The following is a 23,820-nucleotide window of genomic DNA, read 5'->3' as shown; positions in this document are numbered from 1 at the left end:
GGGACGCGATGGACTAAATCGCTTCCACAATCGCGTCGGCTAACTCCGAGGTTGTCGCCTTGCCACCCATGTCAGGTGTGCAGTTCTCGGAGGTGCTCAGAACGTCGTTCAGGGCGGTCATGATGGCTTTCGCTGCCGCCGCTTCGCCAAGGTGTTCAAGCATCATTGCACCTGACCAAACGGCCGCGACCGGATTGGCTTTGCCCTGTCCGGCAATATCCGGCGCTGAGCCATGGACAGGTTCGAACATTGAGGGCAGCTCGCGGCTAGGGTTGATGTTAGCTGATGCCGCGAACCCCAGGCCGCCCTGAATGGCCGCACCGATGTCGCTTAGTATGTCGCCAAACAAGTTGGAGGCAACGATGACATCAAAGCTCTCGGGATGGGTGATCATTCGTGCCGCGGCAGCATCAACGTGGTAGCGGCTCACGGTGACGTCTGGATACTCGGCAGCCAGCTCTTCGGTGATTTCATCCCAGAACACCATCGAATATTTTTGCGCATTGGATTTGGTGATAGAGGCCAGCTTGCCGGAGCGCTGCCTGGCTTGCTCGAATCCAAATCGGAGCAGACGTTCTACCCCATGACGGGTGAATACTGAGGTTTCCACCGCAACTTCCTGAGGGTTCCCCACGTGCACGCGCCCGCCAGCTCCCGAGTATTCACCTTCGGTATTTTCGCGGATGCACAGGATGTCGAAGTCGGTTTTCTTAAGTGGACTTTCGGAGCCATTGAGTAAGCGATGGGGGCGCATGTTCACGAACTGATCAAATTGCTTGCGAATCGGCAGCAACAGGCCGTGCAGTGATACGCTGTCGCAGACCTTCTCAGGCCAACCTACGGCACCCAAATAAATGGCATCGCTTTTTTGCAGTTGTGCCAAACCATCGGCCGGCATCATTTGGCCGTGTTCAAGGTAGTATTCGCAGCCCCATTCGTATTGGGTCGGTGCCAGGCCAAACTCAAATTTACGGGCTGCGGCTTCGAGTACCCTCATGGTGGCTTCTGTGACTTCGACGCCGACGCCATCACCGGGGATAACAGCAATGTTATACGAATTCATGATGTCTCCTGCCGATTTGTCAGGCGAAAAGGGATTGGTCGATAGGCTGATTGCCGGACAAGGCACACATCAGCCTTAGTCGGGCTTTACGGGCGTTCAGGTGAGTTGCTTTGAGCGCGCCCAGTGATACTTGTTCAGCCAGTGAGCCCTGATATTCATAAACCTCTGCCACACGCCCCCAATGGGTTGACGATGTAACCGCAACCGGCACTCCGGCATTGATTGCAGCTCGAAGCGGTTCAACCCAACTTGGAGGAATATGCCCCCGGCCAATCGCGTCAATAACCAGGCCTTGAGCGCCACTGGCGACTGAGGCTTCAAGCAGTGCCGGCGAAGCGTCGATCGCAACGGGCAGAATATCCACACGGGGCAGTTGCTCGCCCGGCGTTATCGTGGAAGGCCGCTTTAACCGGTGGTTCAAACGAACCTCATCGCCGTCGACGAAACCTAGAGGGCCAACACCTGGCGAGCCGAAGCCGTTAAGCTGATAGCTACTGACTTTGCGTACGCAGGACGCCGCATGAATTTCTTCATTGAATACAACGACGGTACCCGCGCCCCGTGCTTCAGCGGCGTTCGCCACTTTTATGGCATCGCGGAGGTTGGGGCCGGCATCAGAGCCGGGCGCGTAAGGAACGCGCTGAGCGCCCGTTACCACCAGAGCGGTGTCGGCCAAGGCAAGGGTTGTGTCCAGAAAATACGCTGTATCTTCCAGGGTGTCTGTACCTTGTGATACCACCAGGCCGGCGACCTCCGGGCGTTCCGATAGCTCCAAACACAGGGCTCTGAGCTGCAACAGGTTGGCCGTGGTAATGGCGTTGCTCGGTTTCTTGACGAGCGTAATGACTTCAACCGGGCCATCACTCTCAATTTTCAAAGTATCCATGAGCTCTTTGCCGGAAAGAGCGCCGGCAATGGCCCGCCCGGAACTATCCGGCAGGCTGGCAATGGTGCCGCCCAGTGAAATAAGTACAACGGTATTTTTCATAGTCATATCGTTAAGAGAACAGGGTTAAAAGGTTCGGGAACGCGACGAAAATCAGCAGTGCGGTAATGTACAAAGCCACGAAGGGCAGTACCGCGACGCTGATTTTTTCTACCGTTTCATTCGCAATGTTTGCGGCGATGTACAGGTTCAGACCAACTGGCGGTGTAAATTGGCCGACCGCCAGCGCAATGATCGTGAATACGCCAAAGTACATCGGGTCAATGCCAACGGCAGAGGTGATTGCGACCAGAGTGGGCACCAGCAAAACCAGCGCGGATACGTTATCCAGAAAGGTGCCAACCACAATCAGCAAGCCTAACATCATTAGCATGACCATAGTGGGGTCGCTGGTGATGCTCATCACCCATGCTGAGAAAATCTGAGGTACACGCTCGGTGGTAATCACGAACGCGAAGACGTTGGCACAGACCATCAAGAACATGATGACGGCTGTTGTCGCAGCAGTGCTCATGAAAGCCCGCTTGATTTCGGTTAGCCCCAGGCTTTTGTATAAGAAAACGCCAATCAACAGACCGTACACACAAGCCACAGCGGCGGATTCGGTCGGCGTAAAGACCCCCGAGTAAATCCCGACAATGATAATAATCGGCATCAGCAGTGCTGCCAGATTTTTCAAGCGCTCGGCGGGCGATGGCGTAGAGGCCTCAAGGTTGACGTCATCGACACTCTTTCTGCCACGCCACCAGTTCAACATGCAAATCGCGAGGGTCAGCAGGATTCCGGGAACAATACCGTTAATGAACAGTGCGCCAATAGAAACGCCGGAAATAACGCCATAAATCACCATAGTGATGCTGGGCGGGATGATCAGCCCAAGCGCTCCTGAGGCGGCCACGACCGCACCGGAACCCGCAGCGGTATAGCTGGATTTCTTCATGGACGGGATCAGCACCGTACCTACCGCAGCAGTGGTTGCCGGGGCGGAACCAGAAATGGCACCAAAGAAAGCAGAAGACGTTGTCGCCACGTTGGCGAGACCGCCCGGACGGCGTCCGATTAACCGGCCGGCCATGGAGACTAGCCGTTCAGACAGCTTGGCTTCATACATCAGGGCCCCGGCCAGTAGGAACAGGGGGATGGCCAGATATGAGAAGTTGTTCAGTCCCTGGAACATCTTTTGGGCCACCACCAGCAGGGGGATGTGGCTTCCGAAGTATATGGCAAGGGTACTGGCGGCGCCCAACGCGAAGGCCACCGGGACGCCAATCAACAAAAAAACGATAAACGTGAATATGAGTATTTCAATCATGATACTTGTTCCGCGATGACAGCATTTTGGTCACTGATGGTGTCGTGGCGCAGTACTGTTTTTACTGTGAGGAGGAATGCGGCAACAAGGCAGCCTCCCGTCAGGAAGAATTGGACATAGCCAACTGGAATGCCGGTGGTAGGCGAGACCTGCCACATGGCACGCAGGGCCAGTTGGTAGCTGAACCAAACCACGACTGAGAGAAAGGTGATGGTGATCAGGTGCGATATGAAGCCAAGCACCCTGCCAATGACTGAAGGCAGGCAGTCTGCGATCACCGATACTTTGAAATGTTCAGCGCGCCAAACCGCCACAGCCATACCCGCCATGACCGCGAGCATTAGCGAAAAGACGGAAATCTCCTGAGTCCACCCGATTGGTGTGTTGAGCACGTACCGAAACACCACTTGAATGACGACCAACGACAACATTACGCCGATGGCAATGGCAGCGATTACATGGCAGATTGCTGCGACTCGGTCACAAAAGGAGATGAGTGATCGTCGAAGACTTGATGGGGCAGGGTGATCTTTTGTGTTCATGATAACCGGTCCTTTGACAGCCGATGAAACCCCATAACCGGGGAATCATCGATGTCTGGGTGCTGGATGAATTACAGAGTGAGTGGGTTAAGAATCTCTGGGCTGAACCGGCTTGTGGCATCGTCGTAAACCGGCTGGACCGCTTTGCGGAATTCAGACTTGTCCACGTCGTTGATTTTCATGCCGCGCTCTGCAACCACCTGCCATTGTTCGGCTTCGAGGTTGGCAATCAGGTCAATGTGCTTGCGGTTGTACTCGTTGCCCACTTCCAACAGGGTTTTCTGGATGTCTTCTGGCATGCTGTTGAAGAGATGCGCGTTTATGATCAGAGGCGAGCCCATGTGGATGTGGCCGGTGCGCGATACATAGTCCTGAACTTCATTGAAGTTCTGAGTCAGGATGTGCGCAGGCGGGTTTTCCTGACCGTCCACAACGCCCAGTTGAAGGGCAGAATAGAGTTCTCCGAAGGACATGACTGTCGCGCCAGCACCCAAGGTTTTGAAAGTGTCGACAAATACTTTGCCTTCAGGAACCCGAATTTTCAGACCTTCGAGATCTTCAGGATGGTTGATCGGGCGAACAGAGTTAGTGACATGGCGCATGCCGTTGCCCCACCAGCCAATGATGACGGCGCCTTGTTGCTCAACCTTTTTGCTAAGTTTTTCGCCAACCGGCCCTTCGACTGCTTCAAGGTACTCATCCATGTTCTCAAACAGGAACGGCAGGTTCAGTGCACCCATGTCTGGTACCCAATTCGATAACACGGTATCTGAGGCCAGAGTCATTTCCAGCGTACCAATCATGGTGCCTTCGACCGATTCCAACTGGTTGCCCAACTGATCGGAAGGGAAGATCTGAATCTCAACCGCACCATCGGTTTTCTTTGCGATTTCGTCAGCGAACTGCTCGGTAATGGTTTGGTAGTGGTGGCCGGGCGCCCCTGTGTGGCTAAGACGAAGCGTGTAGTCCGCTGCAAACGCCATGTTTGATGTTAGGGCCATGGAAACCGCAAGGGTAGAAATGATCGGGGTGAAGACGTGCCTCATTGTGAGCTCCTGAAAAATTATCTTGTCATCTGTTGCAACCCTTTGGATGTTAGGCCAAGGGATGCCACTGACTTATTCTTTAAAAAGAAGGGTTGCCGAAGTGTTACCGGCACCGATTGAGATACTGATTTATTACGTCTTACGTATCTGGTCAAACCGGTAAAACCGGTCAGACCAGATCGATAGTAGTAGAACCACTAATGTCAAACAAGGGGTTTCTTGGGATATCGGGGCGCATGGATGCCGACATAGGTCTTAGAGGGTAAGTTCGAGGGAGGGCGTTATGTGGCGTTGGGCGCCATCGCCGGGCTCATCGTTGAACTGGATATACGCACACCTTTACCTGAAAGACCTGAATTTCTTCGGGTCTACCTGGCAGTCTAAGCGGGTGTTCGAGAACCTGATAGGCTACATTGAGCGGAACGAAATCCGGACAGAGGGCCGTTGATTGTAGATTGATGCGGATGGGTAATTGGTACCCCCGACAGGACTCGAACCTGTTACCTTCCCCTTAGGAGGGGGACGCTCTATCCAGATGAGCTACGGAGGCATTTCAGAAGAGCCGGTATAATAACGGGCATGAGCCCGTGGCTCAAGGGGCCACGGGCTGACGCTGACGTAGGTCGTTCAGAATCTGTTGTTGATTGCTTTCTCCTTGGCCCGTCAGCACCTTAAATGCCCGCTGCCGTTCGATCATTGCCTCTTCAAAGGATTGCTTAAGCGCTTCTAGCGAGACCTCACGAATTGCTGCCGCCAGTGCTTCACGGCTGTTGAACTCGTCGTTCTCCCGGTCGATCTCCTGCCAGTAGCGGCCAGACACATCACCGAGTTGCCGGTCTCGGGCCATCATTTTGCTGATCACGGCCTGTTTTTCACGGATAAGTTGTTCGGGTGTGAGCTCAGCCAGTTGGGTTTTGAAGCTGTCTGCAAACTGGGCGACGGCTTCGTCTATTGCTTTGCCGCTGGCTTCGGGGGACTGCACAACCAAACCGAGCGCAGGGGTCTCCAGAATTTCGAAAGCGGTGGCGTAGACGATGTAGCCAAGCTGTTTCGTGGTTCTCAGTTCTTCATAGAAAGGGCTGCTGATGATCTGTGCGAGTAGCCGATAGCGGGCACGCTCTGCAAAAGAACGGTCTTTGCCCTGAAGGTAGAGCGTGTATCCGGTGTCTGGATGCTCGACGTTGAGAATCGCATCTGTTTGTCCGTCGGGTAACTGCCTGATTTTGGACCGTTCTACGTCTACTCGCTCACTGTTTTTGAGCACAATTGCCTGAACCTGCTTGGCCAGATTTAAGGCCGTGGCTTCGGTCAGGTTGCCGTGGGCCAGCATCACTGGGTCCAAGGCCTCCGTGAAGTTGGCGCCAAAGCGGGTCAGTTCGTCGAGGGTTATGTCTTTGGCCGCAGCAAGTTTCTCGCTCACGGGGAAAGTACCGTTCAGCAATGCGGTTTGTATAAATTCGGACGTTTGCTGAACCGGACGGTTTTTCGATTTGTTTTCCAGACCGTCAATCAGGCGCTGGCGCGCAATCTTGAATCGTCGTTCAGTGATCATTGGGTCGGAAAATTCCAGCAAAATGCGGTTGAGCAATTCGTGGAGCTTGTCGTCGTACCCGCCCACTCGAATGGTAATGCCGCGAAGGTGAGGGTAGACACTGTAATTGAGGCCCGCGAGCCTCGCGGAGTAGGCCCAGGCGTTGAGATTGGTTTTGATGGCATCCACCAGTAATTGCGTCAGCACGGTATTGCGAGCGGAAGCTCGGGCAATAGGGCTGCGCAAACTAATAAAGACGTTGGCTTTTGGGGTGTTGAACTGGGTGTCGCGGGCGTACCAGACGCGCATCTCGTCAGATCCACTCAGCAAAACGGGGTGGGACATGCTATCGCCGGTAACCAAGTCCAGGTTCTCCGGGACAAAGGGGTTGGCTGGAGGCAAAGACAGCTGTTCAGTCAGCTCCCGATTCATCGATGGTGTAAGTTCGAAGGGCGCTCGCTGCCAAGGTGTTTCGTACCACTCGGTCACTTGCGGATCTTGCAGATTGAGGTCTGGCGCGGAAACCAGAGCGACCAGATTATCGGGTGTCAGCCGTTCCAGAATCGCCCGATATTGCTCGGGGGCATATCGTTCGATGAGATAGGGGGCGCTTAAAATGTCTTCTGCCGGGTAATCCCGCAGCAAGCTGGACAAACGCATGGCTTCGCGCATCGGTTCGCCACGTTCATGAAAGCGGAAGTCGATAACGGCGAGCCGCTCCATTTCTTCAAAACGCTCTTCCTTGATACCGTCGGCTTTGATGACGTCAATATAACGGAACACCAGAGCGATGATCTCATCTTGCTGCTTCAACCCCTCGCGGGTGAGGGACATGCTGATGTTAAGCGTTGCGTGCGTGCCCGTGTCCATGCCCAGTCCGGCTGACAGGGTTTCCACCAGGCCCGCGCGTTTGAGTACATCGAACAGGCTGCCCTGGCCTTCATGGCCCAGCAGGTTGGCTACGTAGGAGGCCGGTTTTGTGGCGTAGTTGGCCCGTTGCGACGGAATAGGGAACGAAAGCGAGAGGCTCCTGCTGTCTTTCAACGTTTCAGCGGTAATGCGTTCGGGCAGCTGTTCTGGGCTGTACAGGGGCTCGGGGTGTTTAACTACGTCCAGATTGCGGTTCGCTATGGCGTTGAAACGGTGTTGAACGATTCGCTCAAGTTCATCCAGAGACTGTGGCCCATACACGGCTAACGACATGACGTTGGCTGAATAATTTTGTTCCCAGAATTGGATCAGATCCGGTCGCAGAGGATTCTCTTCGGTATTCTCAAGCGTGGTCAGATTACCAACAGCGAATTTGCTGAAGGCGTGATTCGGATTGCCTGTTGCTTTTCTGACTGACAGCAAACGCCGCCCATCTTCTTTAAGCTTGGCGCTGAATTCGGAATGAACGGCGTTACGTTCACGATCCACCAGCTCGGGTGTAAAGAGCGGGTGCGAAAACTGCTGGGCAAAACGATCCAGTGCGGCTTCCAGGAATTCACTTTCTACGTCGAAGAAATAGTTGGTGTTTTCGAACGCGGTGAAAGCATTGTGGCTACCGCCGTGGCTGCGAATGAACTGTTGATACTCACCACCATCGGGGTATTTTTCGGTGCCCAAAAACAGCATGTGCTCAAGAAAATGAGCCATGCCTTCACGATCACTTGGATCGTTTCCACTGCCTACCGCTACGTTGAGAGAAGCAGCGGCTTTATCCGCCGTTGCATCCGAGACCAAGATAACGCGCAGACCGTTATTCAGTTCCAGGTATCGATAGCTATTCGGGTCATTGGGGCTTTTGCTGGGCTCGGTTTCTGCATGAATGTACGCGCTAGGCAACAAGCTGGCCAGTAAAAGCAACATTGGTGGCAATCGATACAAACGTCGGAACAAGGGGCGTTTAACGGTCATGGGGCCTCATCTAATCGGGATTCGCTTGTAAAGAGATTTAGTGCATCTGTCCGGAGCCGGTATTGTCTGGCTGCTGGGACAAGGTCTTCTTGGCTAGATTGGCCGCTTGGTCTGCATCCAGTTCGCCAGAAGCGATGCGCTCGAGCACAGTGGCCATAATGGCAACAGACTGGCGGTAGTCGGAAAATTCTTTCTGAAACGCTTTGTCGATGGCTTTATAGACGGCCTCGATTTTCTCTTCTCTTGAGCCTTTGTCGGCGGCGGTGTCGTTAATCGCTTTCAAACAGGCACGGGCAATGGCGATATAGCGTTCGGTGTTTGGATTGTCTTTCGGCATGGTTGGTCTGGTAAACCCTGGTGTGAATGAGTGACTGTCTGAGACGCCAAAAGGCGTCGGAAGTTCCCGATTATGGCATTGCCAGAGGATGGTTGCATTGCTATGCAGTAATTTGCGGTTTCCTGTCAGTCAGCTTCGAATTCATGTGCTAACCTCAAGTGCAGTGTGTCGGATTATTAGGCGTGATTCAGTCGGTTTTTGTTCTCGACTTAGAGTAAAGGCTCTAATAAAAACAATGGCTTAAAGAGCAAAAGCTCTAATAAAGTTCGATACATGCAAGTAGCAATTAAGTAGAATGCGTGCACACCATAAAGCTACGACTAAAGTCGTAGTTTTATGGTGTGGCGATATGACAACAAATAAGTAACACGTAGGACGGATCTTCTATGAATTATTTCCTTACAGGTGGCACCGGTTTTATCGGTCGTTTTTTGGTGGAAAAGCTATTGGCCCGTGGTGGTACGGTGCATGTCCTGGTAAGGGCGCAGTCCCAGGGCAAGCTGGTGGAGCTTCGCGAGCGATTGGGTGTGGACGATAGCCGTATCAAAGCCGTTGTTGGCGATCTGACCAAAAACAGTTTAGGTATCGATGGCGCCGCCATGGAAGCTTTGGAAGGAAACATTGATCATTTCTTCCACCTTGCCGCTGTATACGACATGGGGGCAGACGAAGAAGCTCAGGCCGCAACCAATATTGAAGGCACCCGTGCCGCGGTCCAGGCCGCTGAAGCGATGGGCGCTAAACATTTCCATCACGTATCGTCTATTGCAGCTGCTGGCCTATTCAAAGGCATCTTCCGGGAGGATATGTTCGAGGAAGCTGAAAAGCTCGATCACCCGTATCTGCGCACCAAGCATGAATCCGAGAAGGTGGTGCGGGAAGAGTGCAAAGTACCGTTCCGTATCTACCGCCCGGGCATGGTGATTGGCCATTCGAAAACCGGCGAAATAGATAAGATCGACGGGCCTTACTACTTCTTTAAAATGATCCAGAAGATTCGTCATGCGCTGCCACAGTGGGTTCCAACTATTGGTTTGGAAGGTGGCCGACTGAACATCGTTCCGGTGGATTTCGTGGTGAACGCCATGGATCACATCGCGCATTTGGACGGTGAAGACGGTAACTGCTTCCACTTGGTGGATTCAGATCCTTATAAAGTGGGCGAGATTCTTAACATCTTCTCAGAAGCAGGCCATGCACCGCGCATGGGTATGCGCATCGATTCGCGGATGTTTGGGTTTATTCCTCCGTTCATTCGTCAGAGTGTGAAAAACCTGCCACCGGTAAAACGGATTACCGGTGCGCTTCTGGATGATTTGGGCATCCCGTCGTCTGTTATGTCTTTCATTAATTATCCGACCCGCTTTGATACCCGTGAACTGGATCGGGTGCTGAAAGGCTCTGGCATCGAAGTTCCGCGCCTACCAAGCTATGCGGCCGTGATATGGGATTTCTGGGAGCGTAACCTCGATCCAGACCTGTTCAAAGACCGTACCCTGAAAGGTACAGTTGAAGGCAAGGTTTGTGTGGTGACCGGCGCAACCTCCGGTATTGGTCTGGCGACGGCCGAGAAGCTTGCCGAAGCTGGCGCTATCCTGGTTATTGGTGCACGAACCAAAGAGACGTTGGACGAAGTGGCGGCCCAGCTTGAGGCCAAAGGTGGCAACATCCACGCGTACCAGTGTGACTTCTCCGATATGGAAGACTGCGACCGTTTCGTTAAAACGGTCTTGGACAATCATGGGCATGTGGATGTGCTGGTGAACAACGCCGGTCGCTCCATTCGCCGCTCGTTGTCATTGGCGTTTGACCGTTTCCACGATTTCGAACGCACTATGCAGCTGAACTATTTCGGTTCTGTGCGTCTGATCATGGGCTTTGCGCCTGCTATGTTGGAGCGTCGCGGTGGCCACGTGGTGAACATTTCTTCTATCGGTGTGCTGACTAACGCACCTCGGTTCTCGGCCTACGTAGCGTCCAAGTCGGCGCTGGATGCGTTCAGCCGCTGTGCGGCGGCGGAGTGGTCGGATCGTAACGTGACGTTCACTACCATCAACATGCCGTTGGTGAAGACGCCGATGATTGCGCCGACCAAGATCTACGATTCCGTGCCTACGCTGACGCCGGAAGAAGCAGCACAAATGGTGGCCGATGCCATTGTGTATCGGCCAAAGCGTATTGCTACTCGTTTGGGTGTGTTTGCTTCGGTACTGCATTCTCTGACACCGAAGATGGGTGAAATCATTATGAACACCGGTTACCGGATGTTCCCGGATTCACCTTCCGCTGCCGGTAGCAAGACGACCGAGAAGCCTAAGGTGTCTTCCGAGCAGGTTGCGTTCGCAGCCATCATGCGCGGCATTCACTGGTAAGGTGAATCGCTGTGCAACAAAAAACCCGCCTTGTGCGGGTTTTTTGTTGGCTTTAGAGAAGTTCTTTCGCGCTTACTCGTCGGTACTTGCTACCGGGGGTGGCGGGAAGCCTCCCAATTCTTGCCAACGATTCACGATGCCACAGAACAGATCCGCGGTTTTCTCGGCGTCGTAAGCGGCGGAGTGAGCTTCTTTGTTATCAAACGGAATCCCGGCCAGTTTGCACGCTTGCGCCAGTACGGTATGGCCGTAGGCCAGTCCCGCAAGGGTAGCGGTATCAAACGTTGAGAACGGGTGGAAGGGGTTACGCTTGATGTCGGCGCGCATGGCGGCGGCGAAGACAAAGTTGTGGTCGAAGGTCGCGTTATGGCCAACCAGTACGGCTCGCTTGCAGTCGAAGGCTTTGACCGCTTTGCGGATCGGGGAGAAAATCTCACTCATGCCTTCGCGCTCAGGAACCGCTTCTCGCTCGGGGTCCCAAGGGTCTATGCCGGTGAAATCCAATGCGGACTGCTCGAGATTGGCGCCTTCGAATGGGTCGATTTGCTGCAGGTGGGTCTCGCCACGGTGTAGCTTGCCGTCTTCATCCATGGTCAGCATTACGGCTGCGATTTCCAGCAGAGCGTCTCTTTCGGGGTTGAAGCCTGCGGTTTCGACATCGACCACGACGGGTAGAAAGCCGCGGAAACGCTGAGACATAGGGTGAAGCGGTTTGTTTTCGTCAGACACGCGAACTCCAATGTTCGTGTTGTAAGTTAAAAGGTGATCAGGCCATACGCCAGTGAACGGTTTCACCAGATTTTAATGGCACGATGGTTCCGTCTGCCAGGGGCAGCTTTTCGGGCATGGTCCAAGGTTCGCGCACCAGAGTAATGGTGTCGGTGTTCCTTGGTAAGCCGTAGAAGTCCGCACCATTGAAGCTGGTGAAGGCTTCCAGCTTGTCCAGAATGCCCAGCTCTTCAAAAATTTCGGCATACAGTCCGATGGCGCCGTAGGCGGAATAGCAGCCGGCGCAGCCGCAGGCAGCCTCTTTTTTGTCCCGGGCGTGTGGGGCTGAATCGGTGCCCAGGAAGAACCGGGGATCACCGCTGGCAACAGCTTCACGCAGGGCTTCCTGATGTTTGTTGCGCTTAAGGATGGGCAAACAGTATAAGTGCGGGCGAATGCCGCCAACCAGCATGTGATTGCGGTTATACATCAAATGTTGCGGCGTCAGCGTTGCGGCAAGATTGTCACCGGTATGACGACGCACAAACTCGGCGGAGTCTGCAGTGGTAATGTGCTCCAGAACCACTTTCAGTGTCGGGAAGGCCTCTAATGTCGGAGCCAGTACGCGCTCCAGAAACACCTTTTCCCGATCGAAAATATCAATGTCAGCGTCGGTGACTTCGCCGTGTACCAATAACAGCATGCCGCATTCGGCCATGGCTTCTAGCACGGGATAGATGTTGCGGATATCGCTGACACCCGAAGCTGAGTTCGTGGTGGCGCCAGCAGGGTAGAGTTTTGCTGCTACAACCCCCGCCGCTTTCGCTTCGTGGATCGTTTCCGGTGTGATGCTCTCTGTGAGGTAGAGCACCATCAATGGCTCAAAGTTTGTGCCCTTTGCGGCGGCTAGAATCCGTTCCCGATAGGCCGTTGCGGCGGCCGCATCGGTCACCGGTGGCACTAAGTTCGGCATGATGATGGCGCGGCCGAAACAAGCGGCCGTCGCCGGTACAACACTGTTCAATACATCGCCATCGCGGACGTGCAAATGCCAGTCGTCCGGGCGGGTGATGGTCAGTTGTTTGGTCATGAGAGATTCGCCAGGCAGCTCTAAAAGTTTTGCGAATTATATCAGAAGGCCGTCACGAATGTTTTTCGATCTGAATGTGTTTCTATGGCTCAAGTATTGTCCAAGCTTGCCGATACTCAGTAAGTAAATGAGTTAACGGGTGTTGGGGCGTCTCTATGGTGATGTTAAAGCGCAGGTCTACGAAAAAAGGAGTCGCTACCTTTGCTGGCGTGCTTCTGGTGTGGACGTTTGCCTCCCCGGCTGCGGCATCCAGTTATGGAGCCGGCATCGAAAATAGCCGTTGGTATCTTTCGGAGTCGGTGTTCGAATGCTCATTGGTGCATGAAGTGCCCGGGTTTGGGCGAGCGGTTTTTAGTCATCGAGCAGGAGAGGACCTTGCGTTCTATCTTGAATCCACGGTCGCACGGATGAAACCTGGTCGTGGGCAATTGGTGGTCGAGGCGCCTGTCTGGCGTCCAGGCGTAGCACCGAGGCCGGTTGGTGCCGTGAGTGTATCTGACGGCCAGCGCTCCGTAAGCGTTGGTAGCAAAGAGGCGAGCATCATGGCTCAGGGCTTGCTGCAGGGCATGCAACCAACCCTGACACGTGTATCCCGATATGGTCAGGGCGCGGTGAGAGTCTCGCTTTCGAATGTGAATTTTTCGGCCCCATATTCCGGGTACCTGCAGTGTGTTTCGGGTCTGTTGCCGGTGAACTATGATCAAATTCGCCGCTCTCGCGTCCCTTTTTCCAGCGGTGGTGCGGCGCTTTCTGAGGACGATAGGGCGCTGTTGGATAACATCGTGACCTATGTGCTGGCGGATTCCACGATAGAACGTATTCTGGTGGATGGCCATTCGGACAGTATTGGTAGTCGGATCGATAACCGGGCACTGTCAGAAGAACGCGCGACAGTCGTTGCGGAGTATTTGAAGGCCGGAGGCCTTGATGAAGATTTGCTGATTGTCCGCAGTCATGGAGATCAGTTCCCGGTATCGCGTCGCCATCGGGATAACCGCAGGGTTACGATTCGTTTGCAACGGCAGGGTGAGCGCCCTGAGTTTCAGCAGGCAAACGGAAGCGGAGGCACGTTTTCTGGCTGACCTGGAGTCAGCTTAATAAACGGCGTTCAATACCTCGAGGTGAGTGGTCACGCTTTCACCTAACGCCCTCAGATGATATCCCCCTTCCAGCGTTGAGATTACTCGGTCGTTGGCATGGTCATGGGCCACACTCACGATCATTTCGGTCAGCCAGCGATAATCCTCTGTTTCCAGATTCATTTCCGCCATCGGGTCCAGTCTGTGTGCGTCAAAGCCGGCGGACACCAGCACCAATTGCGGACGAAAGTTTTGAAGCTTTTTCAGCCAAGTTCCTTCCACGCGTTTGCGATATTCCGCCGATGAGCAGTCTGCTTCAATCGGCGCATTGATGATGTTGTCAGGCTGACGGTGCACATGACTGTGAGGATACAGCGGGTGCTGGAAGCTTGAACACATCAGAATGCGCTCGTCACCACCAACGATATCGACGGTTCCGTTACCTTGGTGAACATCAAAATCGATGATGGCAACCCGTTCTAGCTGATGGAAATTGAGAGCCCTTAACGCCGCCAGAGCAATGTTGTTGTAGAAACAAAAGCCCATGGATTTGGTGCGTTCGGCATGATGTCCCGGGGGCCTAGCGCAAATAAAAGCGTTAGTTACCTGACTGCTCATGACCATATCAACGGCTTGCACATTTCCTCCAGCGGCCAATCTGGCGGCCCTGAGGGTGTCAGGCATGAGAGAGGTATCCGGATCTGTAAACACCCGGCCCCGAGTGGGCGACATCAAGTCGAGTTGCTTCAGATAAGACTCGGGGTGGACCATGAGTAACTGATCCCGGGTAATTTCTTCAGGCCGCACCCAGTCGAGTGTCTGCTGAAGCTCGGTGTCAGCAATATGTGCCAGAATGCTTGCAATACGTTCTGGGCTCTCCGGATGATCCGGGCCCATATTGTGTTTCAGGCAATCATTGTGGGAAAAGAATGCTGTGGTCATGCTGAGAGTCTAAGCCTGAGTCCGGTTGTTATTATTCGCATGTTAACAAGGATATTGGGTAGATGTGGGCTACTTTCGTCTAAATCATTGGCAGTTAGTCTGCAGGATAGTCGATTTACATCAGGAAATACCGATCTAATATAAGGTATACATTGATAAGTAACCTGTTTTATTGAGATTCTTATCTACATTGCCACCGTCTGGATCAGGGAGAGTTCTCTTGAGTACCCGTTATTTGGAAAGTTTGTTCAATCCTGAATCCATTGCTGTGATCGGTGCTTCCGAGCGGTCAGACAATCTGGGTGGCATGGTTTTGCGTAACTTGCTGGGTGGCGGTTTCCCGAGCCGTATGGTGGTCGTTAACCAGAACGATTATGACAACGTTCATGGTGTCCCTTGTGTCGCGAAAGTGTCGCAATTGGATTTTACGCCCGATCTTGCCATCGTGTGTACCCCGCCTGATACCGTGCCAAAAATGATCCGTAAGCTTGGCGAAAGTGGCGTACGAACCGCCATCGTGATGACCGGTGGTATGTCTCGTACTCACAGTAAAACCGGCCAGCCTCTAATGTATTCGGTGCGCGATGCGGCAAGAGAAACCGGGATACGGGTGTTGGGCCCAAACACGATTGGCTTGATGGTTCCGGCTCGACATTTGAACGCGACGTACGCGCACATGGGGGCAATTCCGGGCCGAGTGGCGTTTATCGGACAGTCCGGCACAATCGCCAGTTCCGTTCTGGATTGGGCGTTTGCTCGAGGTGTAGGCTTTTCCTACTTCCTGACTCTAGGCGATGGCATGGATATCGATCATGACGATCTGATCGATTATCTAGCCCAGGACAGCCAAACCCGAGCCATTTTGTTGCATATTGAGAGTATTCCGAACCCTCGCCGCTTCATGTCGGCGGTTCGGGTGGCTTCTCGCACGAAACCGGTGATTGCGGTCAAGTCTGGACGGGTCCCGGAATCGGAATGGATTCCCCACGAGCTTTCGGCCGGGGTCACTCACAGCGACCCCATCTACGATGCGATGCTTCAGCGGGGTGGCGTGCTGCGGGTCGACGGTTTGGGCCAGATGTTCGACGCGCTGGAAACGCTGACTCGTATGCGCCCTTTAAGGCGCGAATCCCTGGCTATTATCGCGAACGGTGTTGGCCCAGGGGTGTTGGCGGTTGACCGGCTATCACATTTGGGCGGGGAATTAGCCGAGTTGTCGGATACCACGATTAAGGAGCTCGGGGAATTATTGCCGCCTTATTGGACCCGGAAAAACCCCATCGATTTGAACTACGATGCGTCGCCTGAACTCTATGGCAAAGCGGTCAAGATCCTCGCTAAAGACCCGAACATAGCAAACGTGTTGGTGATGTATGCGCCTACACTCGTGCAGGACAGTCTCCAGATCGCCGACGCAGTGGTGCAGGCCTCCAAAGGCACGCGCCTGAATATTTTCACCTGCTGGTTGGGTCAGAGTACGGTGATGGATTCCCGCGAGGAGTTTTATCGGGCAGGCTTGCCGTCGTTTTTCAACCCGGAAAAAGCTGTAACTGCATTCATGCAGCACGTGAAGCATCAGCGGGTACAACGACTTTTGAAAGAAACGCCGGAGTCGTTCACGGACCATTTCGCGGACAGGGCTAACACGCGTTCGCTAGTCGCCAAAGCCCTTCGGGATGGCCGTAAACATCTTTCCAGTCGCGAAGCGCGCCAGGTAATTCGGGATTATGGCGTGAATGCCATCGAAACCGTTTACTGCGATGATGTAGAGGAAGTGCTGGAAATGTTTGCGGTCGAGCGCCGCCCAATTGACCTGACCATCGTTCATGAGCAGGTCTGTTACCCCTTCCTTGATCTGACCCCGACACAGCGCCGGTATAAAGGCACCATTAAAAACCTGAACAGCGAGCAGGCCATTATTGATGGCTGCCGGTTTTTGATTGAAGAGTATAGAGAGCATTTTCCCAATAGTGGCTTTTTGGGCTTTGGTATGCAGCACTCCTACCAGCATGTAGGCGGCATTGAATTCAGTGTGGGCATCACTCGGGACGAGCTGTTTGGTCCTTTGGTGGTGTGCGGTGCAGCCGGTGCCCAGATCAATATTACTACCGACCGCCAGATTGCTTTGCCTCCGTTGAACATGGTGCTGGCCCGCGAGTTATTGCGCCGGACCTATATGTACAAACTGTTGAAGGAGCACAGTCTTCGGCCGCAAGAAGACATACGCGCGGTATCGGAAACATTGGTGAAACTGTCGCAGATCGTGATTGATATCCCCGAAATTCGGGGCTTGGAGATTTCGCCTCTGTTGTTCAATGAACAGGGCGCTGTGGCGGTCAGTATCGCGGTTGATCTGGATGACAAGCCGAGTCGGCCGATTATTCAGGCTTATCCACGGGAACTTGAAGAGTGGATTGTGTTACCCAAGTCTGGTCGGCGGGTAATTCTTCGCCCTGTTCTGGCCCAGGACGAGCCTGCACATCGAACCTTCCATGAATACCAGTCCCCGGAATCCATACGATACCGATTCTTCCAATATCGTAAGCACTTCTCCCGGGAAGACGTTGCTCAGATGGTGCAGATCGACTACGACCGGGAGATGGTCTTTATTGCCAATGCCAAAAAAGAAAATAGTAAGCATGAGGAAACGCTCGGGACAGTGCGAATATGGACCGACGCCGATAACCTCCGCAGCGAGTTCGCCGTCATGGTCGATGACCGAATGAAAGGCGAAGGGCTGGGGGTCGCGCTTATGCAAAAGATGATTGAATACTGCCGAGGCCGCGGCACGATGGAAATGGTTGGCAACGTGTTGCCAGAAAACCGACCGATGCTCCAGCTCGCCGAACATCTCGGGTTTGAGATCAAGTTCAACCCCATGGAAGAGGTTATGGATCTGAGGCTGGTGCTGAATGAGCCAGAGAAAGACTGGCAGAAAGAGCGGCTGAAAAAGCGGGAGCACTAACTCCCGCCAGTTCCAGAGGCTTGCGGCTTATTCTTCGACAATGGCGGAGCGATCTTCGCCACCAAGGGCTTCCAGCAGACCGGGAATCATGCGAGACAGTTCCAGCGTCATGATGGTAAAGGCTGCATCGAACTTGGCCACGGCATCGTCAACGTCCACATCGTCCAGTTGGTCCTGCAGGGTCTCACCAAATTTCAAACGGCGAATGCCCAGCTCTTCATCAAGAACCAGATGCACGTTGTTGTCCCAAGTTACCGCAAGCTTGGTGACTTGCATGCCGGTTTCGAGATGATTGCGGATCTCGTCAGCTTTAAGGTCCAGGCCTTTGCAACGAACAACACCGCCGTCTTCGGACGGGTCTTTGAGCTCGCACTCATTGCCCAGTTCAATGGTCGCTGGGAGATCGATGGTTTCGTTTAGCCAGCCGGTAAAGGTAAAGGCCGGTGCCTGCTCAACCACTGGTGGCCGCACGGGTAGTGACCCCAATGTTTTTCGAAGGGTTGAGGCGAAATCTTCGGCTTGCTTGGCTGAGCCGGCGTCTACCACAAGAACACCGTCTTGCGGTGCCAGATAGGCGTAGCAGCGGCGGTTGCGGGAGAACGCCTGGGGCAGCATTTCCAGCATCACCTGTTCTTTGATTTCGTCTTTTTCTTTCCGGCGAACCTTCCGGCTTTGCTCCAGCTCAATCGCTTCAGCGCGTTCTTCTACGGCTTCTTTAACCACAGGCCCGGGTAGGATTTTTTCTTCTTTACGCAGGGCAATCAGATGGTAGCCGTTGGCGCTGTGCACCAGCAGTTCGCCGTGCTTGCCAAGTGGTGGAACCCAACCCTGACGCATCGTCTCTTGCGGGCCGCAGGGCTTGAACGCATCGGCTTGCAGCTTTTCTTCAAGGGCTTCGGCGGTAATGTCGAACGGTTTGGTAAAACGAAATACTCGGGCGTTGCGAAACCACATGGGTTTTATGTCCTTGCTGTATTGTTCGGGGCGATTCGAGAAAGGGATGCGATGATACGGCTACGGAGAGGCAGCCGTAAAGTTACCGGTAGGGCATGTTCAGATCTGCAAGATCTCGACCAGTACGGTTTTGACGATAAAACCAACAACGCCGGCGCCCAACACCGTAAAGAGTGCGATGGTGCCAAATTTTCCAGCCTGTGACTTTTTGGCGAGATCCCAAACAATGAAACCCATCCAGCCAATAAGGCCCGTGAGCAGCACCGCCATGGCGATCTGGGAAAAGACTGCTTCGTTCATGGTTGCTCCGATATCAACAGAAATGTGCGAGTGGGTGTGTGATTAACGTTGTTCATCCCGCAGGAAGACCCAGTTGTTCTTATCGGATTGTTCTTCACTGAAGTAGTAGCCATCCAGATCAAAGCTTTTGAGCTCTTCCGCTTGGGTGATGCGGTTTTGAATGGTGTAACGGCACATCAGGCCGCGTGCTTTTTTGGCATAAAAACTGATGATCTTGTATTTGCCATTTTTGAAGTCTTTAAACTGAGGGGTGATCAGCCGGCCTTCGAGGTTTTTCTTCTGAATGCTTTTGAAGTATTCATTGGAGGCCAGATTGATCAAAACCTGATCGTCTTCCGCCAATAGGGTGTTCAGGTCTTCGGTCAGCTTGTTACCCCAGAACGCATAGAGATCCTTGCCGCGCTGGTTCTCGAACTTGGTCCCCATTTCAAGCCGGTACGGCTGCATTAGGTCGAGAGGTTTGAGCAATCCGTAGAGGCCTGACAGCATGCGCAAGTGCTTTTGGGCGAAGCTGAAGTCGTCTTCGTTGAAGCTTTCGGCATCCAACCCTGTGTACACGTCGCCCTTGAAAGCCAGAATAGCCTGGCGTGCGTTTTCGGGCGAGAAGGGGGTGTGCCAGTTGCGGAAGCGGTCAGCGTTCAATTGGCCGAGCTTGTCGCTAATGCCCATCAGATTGCTGACCTGATGGGGTTCCAGCTCCTTCAGTTGATCGATCAGCTCGCACGCATCGTCCAGATACTCCGGCTGGGAATAGGTTTCCGTGGCCAGTGGGCTTTCGTAGTCCAGAGTTTTGGCGGGGGAGATGATCAACAACATGTTAGCGGATCCTTTATTGCAAAAACGTGAGTAACTGGGCCTGAGTAAACGGCCAGCCGAGTTCTTCGCCAGTGTCTTGTCTGCGCAGGACCGGAATGCGAGTGCCGTAGCGTTCAACCAAGGCTTCGGACTGTGCGATATCGACCACATCCACAGGAATGGGTTCCGGCATCGGGGTGTTGACCAGCAACGCTTCCGCCAGTTCGCACAGATGACAGTTGGATGTGGTGTAGAAAATCAGTTCCATTATGTCTTCGGCTGCGCATCGATTTGTTGACCAGTCACACCTTGACTGTCTTTACCCATCAGGTAGAGGTAGATCGGCATCAACTGCTCTGGAGCCGGGTTCTTCTGAGGATCTTCTGCCGGGTAGGCGAGCACTCGCATGCCTGTGCGGGTCGCACCGGGGTTCAGGCTGTTTACGCGAACGTTATTGCGCTCATCGTCCAGCTCATCGGCCAACAATTGTGAAAGCCCTTCAATGGCGAACTTGGACACTGCATAGGCTCCCCAGTAGGCCCGTGCTTGGCGGCCCACACCGGAGGAGGTAAAGATCATGGATGCTGCATCCGATTGCCTCAGCAGGGGGATCATGGCTCGGCTAAGCATGAAAGGTGCCGTGGCGTTGACTTGCATGACCTTGTTCCAGGTTTCGGGGTCATACAGTTCCACGGGGCTGCGTGCGCCCAGAATGCCTGCGTTGTGCAGCAAACCGTCGAGCCGACCGAAGTTTTCTTCGATGGTCATGGCCAGCTCTTCATAGTCTTTCATGGTGGCGCCTTCGAAGTTCATCGGCACCAGCGCAGGCTGTGGGTGCCCGGCGCCTTCGATTTCATCGTAAACTTCTTCCAGTCTGGACAGAGTGCGCCCTACCAGAATGACGGTGGCACCGTGGGCCGCGTAGGCTTTTGCTGCCGCCCGGCCAATACCGCTACCGGCTCCGGTTACCATGATAATGCGGTCTTTTAGAAGATCGGCGGGTGCTTGGTAATCATGCATAACCTGTCTCCGTTATCTGGCAAATGCCGGCTAGGTTGCGGCCGGTAAGTGAAAAATTTTGAGCGTTATTGTAACAGCTTTGCCAGGTCGCTGACGGTGTCGGCGATGGCGTCGGCTTGCCACAGATCAACTGTTTCCGGTTCTTCAATATAGCCGTATCTTACGGCAATGGTGTACATGCCCGCGTTGCGACCGGCTTCGATGTCACGCACGTGGTCTCCCACGTAAATGGCCCGTTCTGGCGCAGCGTTGATTTCTTTACAGGCCAGAAACATCGGTTCGGGGTGGGGTTTGCGGTCAGTCACGTGATCGGGGCAGATCAGTGTCGCGCAGCGATCCTGCAAATCGAGTGCTTTGATCAGCGGAGCAGCGAATCGCACGGGTTTATTGGTGACGATACCCCAAGGAATACCTTTGGTCTCGAGAGCCAACAGCAATTCGTCCATGCCGTTAAACAGAGTGGTTTCATCTGCCACTCCGGCTTCGTAGAGGTCGAGGAAGGCTGTGTGCTTATCAAGATAGCCGTCGTGTTCAGGCTCCAGGTTAAACCCCAGCCGAACCATGGCGCGGGCGCCGTTGGAAACCGAGCGACGAATATATTCCGCCGGGAGCGGCTCCAGATGGTTTTGTTGGCGCAACAGATTCAAGCAGCGGATGAAGTCTGGCGCTGTATCGATCAGTGTGCCATCCAGATCAAACAGGACCGCTGATGGGGTGTTTTCAGTCTTCACGGATATCCTTGGCATGCATCAGATAATTGACATCCACATCGCGACCGAGCTTGTAGCTCTTAGTGATGGGGTTGTAGGTCATGCCAGTGAGTTCCTGAATGTCCAGACCGGCTTGGCGCAGATAGTCGGACATTTCTGAAGGGCGGATGAATTTGTTCCACTCATGGGTGCCCTTAGGGAGCATGTTCATGATGTATTCTGCGCCGACAATGGCGAACAGGAACGACTTCGGGTTCCGGTTGATGGTTGACACAAATAAGTGGCCACCCGGGCGCAACATAGCGGCGCACGATCTAATGACCGAAGCTGGATCTGGCACATGCTCGAGCATTTCTAGGCAGGTGACGGCATCGTATTGGCCCGCATGCTCCGGGTCTTGGGCCAGATTTTCGATGGTCGTCTGGCGATAGTCCACTTTGACGCCGGATTCCAGCCCGTGCAATTTCGCGACCTGCAGGGGCGCTTCACCCATATCGATCCCGGTGACGTGAGCGCCGCGAAGAGCCATGCCTTCGGACAACAAGCCGCCACCGCAGCCGACGTCCAGTACTCGTTTTCCGGCCAGAGAAACCCGCTCGTCAATGAAATTCAGGCGCAAGGGGTTGATGTCGTGAAGTGGTTTGAACTCACTGGTGGGGTCCCACCAGCGGCTGGCGAGCGCCTCAAACTTGGCAATCTCGTTCTGGTCTACGTTTTGGTTGCTCATGCTTGCCCCTGAGAAAAATTAACTGAGAATATGTTTTTGCCAATCACGAACGCGAAGCATCAGGTCCGGGACGTCAATTCGGGTTAACCGGCCATCCTGCAGTTGAGGCACACCGTGAATCCAGCTGTGGCTGACGGCTCGGCCGTGGTTGCTGTAAACCAGATGCGAAGCCGGGTCATAGACGGGCTGGATAAACGGGTCACTGAGGTCGACGGCGATCAGATCCGCCAGCTTGCCGGCCACCAAAGAGCCCAACTCCTGTTCCCTGCCCAGGGCGCGGGCACCGTTCAGGGTCGCCATTTCCAAAGCCTTATGAGCCGAGAGGGCAGTGGCATCGTCTGCTACAACTTTGGCTAGCATGGCAGCCGTTTTCAATTCGCCAAATAAGTCTAGGTCGTTGTTGCTGGCTGCACCATCAGTGCCAATGGAGACGTTCAGGCCGGCGTTGATCAGTGTTTGAACCGGACACAGTCCGCTGGCGAGTTTTAAATTCGATTCAGGGCAATGAACGATGTGCCCACCCATCTTGTTCAGAGTTGCCAGATCGGCTTCATTAAGCTGGGTCATGTGGACATATTGGCTGTTGTTGCCCAGCACGCCCAGGTCGGCCATGCGGGCAATCGGCCGTTTACCGGATACCTTTAACGCTTCGTCGACCTCAAACGCGGTTTCATGCAGGTGCATTTGTATGGCCGCGCCGGTTTTTTCGGACAGTTCTACAGCAGCGGCTAAAGGTTGGTCTGAAACCGTGTAGGGCGCATGGGGGCCTATAGCCGGCATGATGAATTCATCGTTGCGCCATTGAGCAATCAGATTGGCACCTTTTGCCAAGTACTCATCCGGGCCGGAACCCCACATGGTGGGCATGTCCATCAGTGGGAAGCACACCTGCGCGCGCATGCCTATGTCGTGCGCAGCTTGAGCGGTGGCTTCCGGGAAGAAGTACATATCGGAAAAGGTGGTGGTACCGGTACGCAGCATCTCGGCCATGGCAAGTCGGCTGCCATCCACGACAAATTGCTCACAAACAAATTGTCCTTCGGCCGGCCAGATGTGGTCGTTTAACCAGGTCATCAGAGGCAGGTCGTCTGCCATGCCGCGAAACAGGGACATGGCTGTGTGACCATGCAGATTGATCAGACCGGGAAGTACCACGTGATTGGTAAGATCAATGGTTTCACGTGTGCGGAAGCGTTGGTCTGCATCCGCCTGAGGCAATACGGCCGCTATTCGGCTGCCTTGGAGGATAACGGCCTGATGTTCCAGTACAACGCCAAATGGTTCAACGGGAATAAGCCAACGGGCGTTAATCCGGGTGTCGGCTGCGGTGATAGTGTTTGCCGTCATTAACCTGCCTTGTTGGGTCGGGGGCACAGAGTCTGTATGCCGGGGAATTCAACGGAGAAGTATAGCGAGCCACCACCGGCAGAACTACCCCGGCAGTCGTGCCAATAGAGGTATAAAGAGGCAAGTAACACGCTA

The 23,820-nt window shown here is 54.0% G+C and carries 22 protein-coding genes and 1 tRNA gene; 4 read left to right on the top strand and 19 right to left on the bottom strand.

All coding sequences use genetic code 11. The features are described from left to right. Window positions 1-13: 13 nt before the first annotated feature. The 5 genes from VOI14_RS12275 to VOI14_RS12255 all read right to left on the bottom strand — a co-directional run bounded on the left by VOI14_RS12275 (window position 14) and on the right by VOI14_RS12255 (window position 4,909). On the bottom strand, window positions 14-1,063 hold the full coding sequence (locus tag VOI14_RS12275; protein ID WP_323752336.1) for a tartrate dehydrogenase: 1,050 nt from the start codon (window positions 1,061-1,063) through the stop codon (window positions 14-16). 19 nt (window positions 1,064-1,082) lie between these two features. After that, window positions 1,083-2,051, bottom strand: coding sequence for an asparaginase (locus tag VOI14_RS12270; protein WP_323752335.1), 969 nt, complete (start codon window positions 2,049-2,051; stop codon window positions 1,083-1,085). 10 nt (window positions 2,052-2,061) lie between these two features. Continuing rightward, the gene (locus VOI14_RS12265) at window positions 2,062-3,321 is read right to left on the bottom strand and encodes a TRAP transporter large permease (protein ID WP_323752334.1); all 1,260 of its coding nucleotides are present in this window, start codon (window positions 3,319-3,321) and stop codon (window positions 2,062-2,064) included. Continuing rightward, a complete protein-coding gene (locus VOI14_RS12260; RefSeq protein ID WP_323752333.1) occupies window positions 3,318-3,863 on the bottom strand; it encodes a TRAP transporter small permease in 546 nt (181 codons plus the stop codon). Before VOI14_RS12260 ends, VOI14_RS12265 begins: the two co-directional genes overlap by 4 nt. Window positions 3,864-3,934: 71 nt before the next feature. Further along, on the bottom strand, window positions 3,935-4,909 hold the full coding sequence (locus tag VOI14_RS12255) for a TRAP transporter substrate-binding protein (RefSeq protein ID WP_323752332.1): 975 nt from the start codon (window positions 4,907-4,909) through the stop codon (window positions 3,935-3,937). A gap of 283 nt (window positions 4,910-5,192) precedes the next feature. On the opposite strand from VOI14_RS12255, the gene VOI14_RS12250 reads away from it, so the two are divergent. After that, window positions 5,193-5,357: a hypothetical protein gene (locus tag VOI14_RS12250; protein ID WP_323752331.1), complete on the top strand. Its 165-nt coding sequence runs from the start codon at window positions 5,193-5,195 to the stop codon at window positions 5,355-5,357. 25 nt (window positions 5,358-5,382) lie between these two features. On the opposite strand, the gene VOI14_RS12245 is transcribed toward VOI14_RS12250, so the two are convergent. From VOI14_RS12245 to VOI14_RS12235, 3 genes are all read right to left on the bottom strand, one after another. Then, window positions 5,383-5,459: transfer RNA gene (locus VOI14_RS12245), tRNA-Arg, on the bottom strand. Window positions 5,460-5,501: 42 nt separating this feature from the next. Further along, complete coding sequence (locus VOI14_RS12240) at window positions 5,502-8,339, bottom strand: insulinase family protein (protein ID WP_323752330.1); 2,838 nt, start codon at window positions 8,337-8,339, stop codon at window positions 5,502-5,504. A gap of 37 nt (window positions 8,340-8,376) precedes the next feature. Continuing rightward, complete coding sequence (locus VOI14_RS12235) at window positions 8,377-8,676, bottom strand: hypothetical protein (protein WP_323752329.1); 300 nt, start codon at window positions 8,674-8,676, stop codon at window positions 8,377-8,379. Between the two features lie 386 nt (window positions 8,677-9,062). Between VOI14_RS12235 and VOI14_RS12230 the strand changes: the two genes are divergently transcribed. Beyond that, on the top strand, window positions 9,063-11,048 hold the full coding sequence (locus tag VOI14_RS12230; protein WP_323752328.1) for an SDR family oxidoreductase: 1,986 nt from the start codon (window positions 9,063-9,065) through the stop codon (window positions 11,046-11,048). Between the two features lie 72 nt (window positions 11,049-11,120). On the opposite strand, the gene rnt is transcribed toward VOI14_RS12230, so the two are convergent. Together rnt and pyrC are read right to left on the bottom strand one after the other, a co-directional pair. Beyond that, entirely contained in the window at window positions 11,121-11,777 is a 657-nt protein-coding gene (rnt, locus tag VOI14_RS12225; RefSeq protein WP_323752327.1) for a ribonuclease T, read from the bottom strand. Between the two features lie 37 nt (window positions 11,778-11,814). Beyond that, on the bottom strand, window positions 11,815-12,846 hold the full coding sequence (gene pyrC / locus VOI14_RS12220) for a dihydroorotase (protein WP_323752326.1): 1,032 nt from the start codon (window positions 12,844-12,846) through the stop codon (window positions 11,815-11,817). Window positions 12,847-13,001: 155 nt separating this feature from the next. Here pyrC and VOI14_RS12215 point away from each other — a divergent pair, with 155 nt between their 5' ends. Further along, on the top strand, window positions 13,002-13,928 hold the full coding sequence (locus VOI14_RS12215; protein WP_323752325.1) for a flagellar protein MotY: 927 nt from the start codon (window positions 13,002-13,004) through the stop codon (window positions 13,926-13,928). Window positions 13,929-13,940: 12 nt separating this feature from the next. Here VOI14_RS12215 and VOI14_RS12210 read toward each other — a convergent pair whose 3' ends face one another. Then, window positions 13,941-14,867, bottom strand: coding sequence for a histone deacetylase family protein (locus VOI14_RS12210; protein WP_323752324.1), 927 nt, complete (start codon window positions 14,865-14,867; stop codon window positions 13,941-13,943). Between the two features lie 220 nt (window positions 14,868-15,087). Between VOI14_RS12210 and VOI14_RS12205 the strand changes: the two genes are divergently transcribed. Then, window positions 15,088-17,832 (top strand): bifunctional acetate--CoA ligase family protein/GNAT family N-acetyltransferase, encoded by a 2,745-nt coding sequence (locus tag VOI14_RS12205; protein ID WP_323752323.1) that lies wholly within the window; start codon window positions 15,088-15,090, stop codon window positions 17,830-17,832. 27 nt (window positions 17,833-17,859) lie between these two features. On the opposite strand, the gene rdgC is transcribed toward VOI14_RS12205, so the two are convergent. From rdgC to VOI14_RS12165, 8 genes are all read right to left on the bottom strand, one after another. Next, window positions 17,860-18,786, bottom strand: coding sequence for a recombination-associated protein RdgC (rdgC, locus tag VOI14_RS12200; protein ID WP_323752322.1), 927 nt, complete (start codon window positions 18,784-18,786; stop codon window positions 17,860-17,862). A gap of 99 nt (window positions 18,787-18,885) precedes the next feature. Then, window positions 18,886-19,086, bottom strand: a complete 201-nt coding sequence (locus VOI14_RS12195) for a DUF2788 domain-containing protein (protein ID WP_199008091.1) — start codon at window positions 19,084-19,086, stop codon at window positions 18,886-18,888. A gap of 42 nt (window positions 19,087-19,128) precedes the next feature. Continuing rightward, window positions 19,129-19,902 (bottom strand): peroxide stress protein YaaA, encoded by a 774-nt coding sequence (gene yaaA / locus VOI14_RS12190; RefSeq protein WP_323752321.1) that lies wholly within the window; start codon window positions 19,900-19,902, stop codon window positions 19,129-19,131. Between the two features lie 13 nt (window positions 19,903-19,915). Further along, the gene (locus VOI14_RS12185; protein ID WP_133005139.1) at window positions 19,916-20,149 is read right to left on the bottom strand and encodes a glutaredoxin family protein; all 234 of its coding nucleotides are present in this window, start codon (window positions 20,147-20,149) and stop codon (window positions 19,916-19,918) included. Then, window positions 20,149-20,901, bottom strand: a complete 753-nt coding sequence (locus VOI14_RS12180) for a YciK family oxidoreductase (RefSeq protein WP_323752320.1) — start codon at window positions 20,899-20,901, stop codon at window positions 20,149-20,151. Before VOI14_RS12180 ends, VOI14_RS12185 begins: the two co-directional genes overlap by 1 nt. Before the next feature lie 65 nt (window positions 20,902-20,966). Beyond that, a complete protein-coding gene (locus VOI14_RS12175; protein ID WP_416361423.1) occupies window positions 20,967-21,647 on the bottom strand; it encodes an HAD-IA family hydrolase in 681 nt (226 codons plus the stop codon). Further along, on the bottom strand, window positions 21,622-22,338 hold the full coding sequence (gene ubiG / locus VOI14_RS12170; protein ID WP_323752318.1) for a bifunctional 2-polyprenyl-6-hydroxyphenol methylase/3-demethylubiquinol 3-O-methyltransferase UbiG: 717 nt from the start codon (window positions 22,336-22,338) through the stop codon (window positions 21,622-21,624). Before ubiG ends, VOI14_RS12175 begins: the two co-directional genes overlap by 26 nt. An 18-nt stretch (window positions 22,339-22,356) precedes the next feature. Further along, window positions 22,357-23,685, bottom strand: a complete 1,329-nt coding sequence (locus VOI14_RS12165) for a TRZ/ATZ family hydrolase (protein ID WP_323752317.1) — start codon at window positions 23,683-23,685, stop codon at window positions 22,357-22,359. Between the last annotated feature and the right edge of the window lie 135 nt (window positions 23,686-23,820).

Source organism: Marinobacter sp., from assembly GCF_034669625.1.
In the GTDB taxonomy this organism is placed as follows: domain Bacteria; phylum Pseudomonadota; class Gammaproteobacteria; order Pseudomonadales; family Oleiphilaceae; genus Marinobacter.
Note: the sequence above shows the minus strand (reverse complement) of the source record. Positions and strands in the feature narration are given on the sequence as shown.

What these genes read in the sequence shown, in the direction of transcription:
- VOI14_RS12230 (WP_323752328.1), top strand. Translation starts at nt 9,063, where the DNA reads ATGAATTATTTCCTTACAGGTGGCACCGGTTTTATCGGTCGTTTTTTG.
- VOI14_RS12240 (WP_323752330.1), bottom strand. Translation starts at nt 8,339, where the DNA reads ATGACCGTTAAACGCCCCTTGTTCCGACGTTTGTATCGATTGCCACCA.
- VOI14_RS12235 (WP_323752329.1), bottom strand. Translation starts at nt 8,676, where the DNA reads ATGCCGAAAGACAATCCAAACACCGAACGCTATATCGCCATTGCCCGT.
- VOI14_RS12260 (WP_323752333.1), bottom strand. Translation starts at nt 3,863, where the DNA reads ATGAACACAAAAGATCACCCTGCCCCATCAAGTCTTCGACGATCACTC.
- VOI14_RS12175 (WP_416361423.1), bottom strand. Translation starts at nt 21,647, where the DNA reads ATGCCAAGGATATCCGTGAAGACTGAAAACACCCCATCAGCGGTCCTG.
- VOI14_RS12270 (WP_323752335.1), bottom strand. Translation starts at nt 2,051, where the DNA reads ATGAAAAATACCGTTGTACTTATTTCACTGGGCGGCACCATTGCCAGC.
- VOI14_RS12185 (WP_133005139.1), bottom strand. Translation starts at nt 20,149, where the DNA reads ATGGAACTGATTTTCTACACCACATCCAACTGTCATCTGTGCGAACTG.
- rdgC (WP_323752322.1), bottom strand. Translation starts at nt 18,786, where the DNA reads ATGTGGTTTCGCAACGCCCGAGTATTTCGTTTTACCAAACCGTTCGAC.
- VOI14_RS12250 (WP_323752331.1), top strand. Translation starts at nt 5,193, where the DNA reads ATGTGGCGTTGGGCGCCATCGCCGGGCTCATCGTTGAACTGGATATAC.
- pyrC (WP_323752326.1), bottom strand. Translation starts at nt 12,846, where the DNA reads ATGACCAAACAACTGACCATCACCCGCCCGGACGACTGGCATTTGCAC.
- VOI14_RS12210 (WP_323752324.1), bottom strand. Translation starts at nt 14,867, where the DNA reads ATGACCACAGCATTCTTTTCCCACAATGATTGCCTGAAACACAATATG.
- VOI14_RS12195 (WP_199008091.1), bottom strand. Translation starts at nt 19,086, where the DNA reads ATGAACGAAGCAGTCTTTTCCCAGATCGCCATGGCGGTGCTGCTCACG.
- VOI14_RS12265 (WP_323752334.1), bottom strand. Translation starts at nt 3,321, where the DNA reads ATGATTGAAATACTCATATTCACGTTTATCGTTTTTTTGTTGATTGGC.
- VOI14_RS12215 (WP_323752325.1), top strand. Translation starts at nt 13,002, where the DNA reads ATGGTGATGTTAAAGCGCAGGTCTACGAAAAAAGGAGTCGCTACCTTT.
- ubiG (WP_323752318.1), bottom strand. Translation starts at nt 22,338, where the DNA reads ATGAGCAACCAAAACGTAGACCAGAACGAGATTGCCAAGTTTGAGGCG.
- VOI14_RS12255 (WP_323752332.1), bottom strand. Translation starts at nt 4,909, where the DNA reads ATGAGGCACGTCTTCACCCCGATCATTTCTACCCTTGCGGTTTCCATG.
- VOI14_RS12275 (WP_323752336.1), bottom strand. Translation starts at nt 1,063, where the DNA reads ATGAATTCGTATAACATTGCTGTTATCCCCGGTGATGGCGTCGGCGTC.
- yaaA (WP_323752321.1), bottom strand. Translation starts at nt 19,902, where the DNA reads ATGTTGTTGATCATCTCCCCCGCCAAAACTCTGGACTACGAAAGCCCA.
- VOI14_RS12180 (WP_323752320.1), bottom strand. Translation starts at nt 20,901, where the DNA reads ATGCATGATTACCAAGCACCCGCCGATCTTCTAAAAGACCGCATTATC.
- VOI14_RS12165 (WP_323752317.1), bottom strand. Translation starts at nt 23,685, where the DNA reads ATGACGGCAAACACTATCACCGCAGCCGACACCCGGATTAACGCCCGT.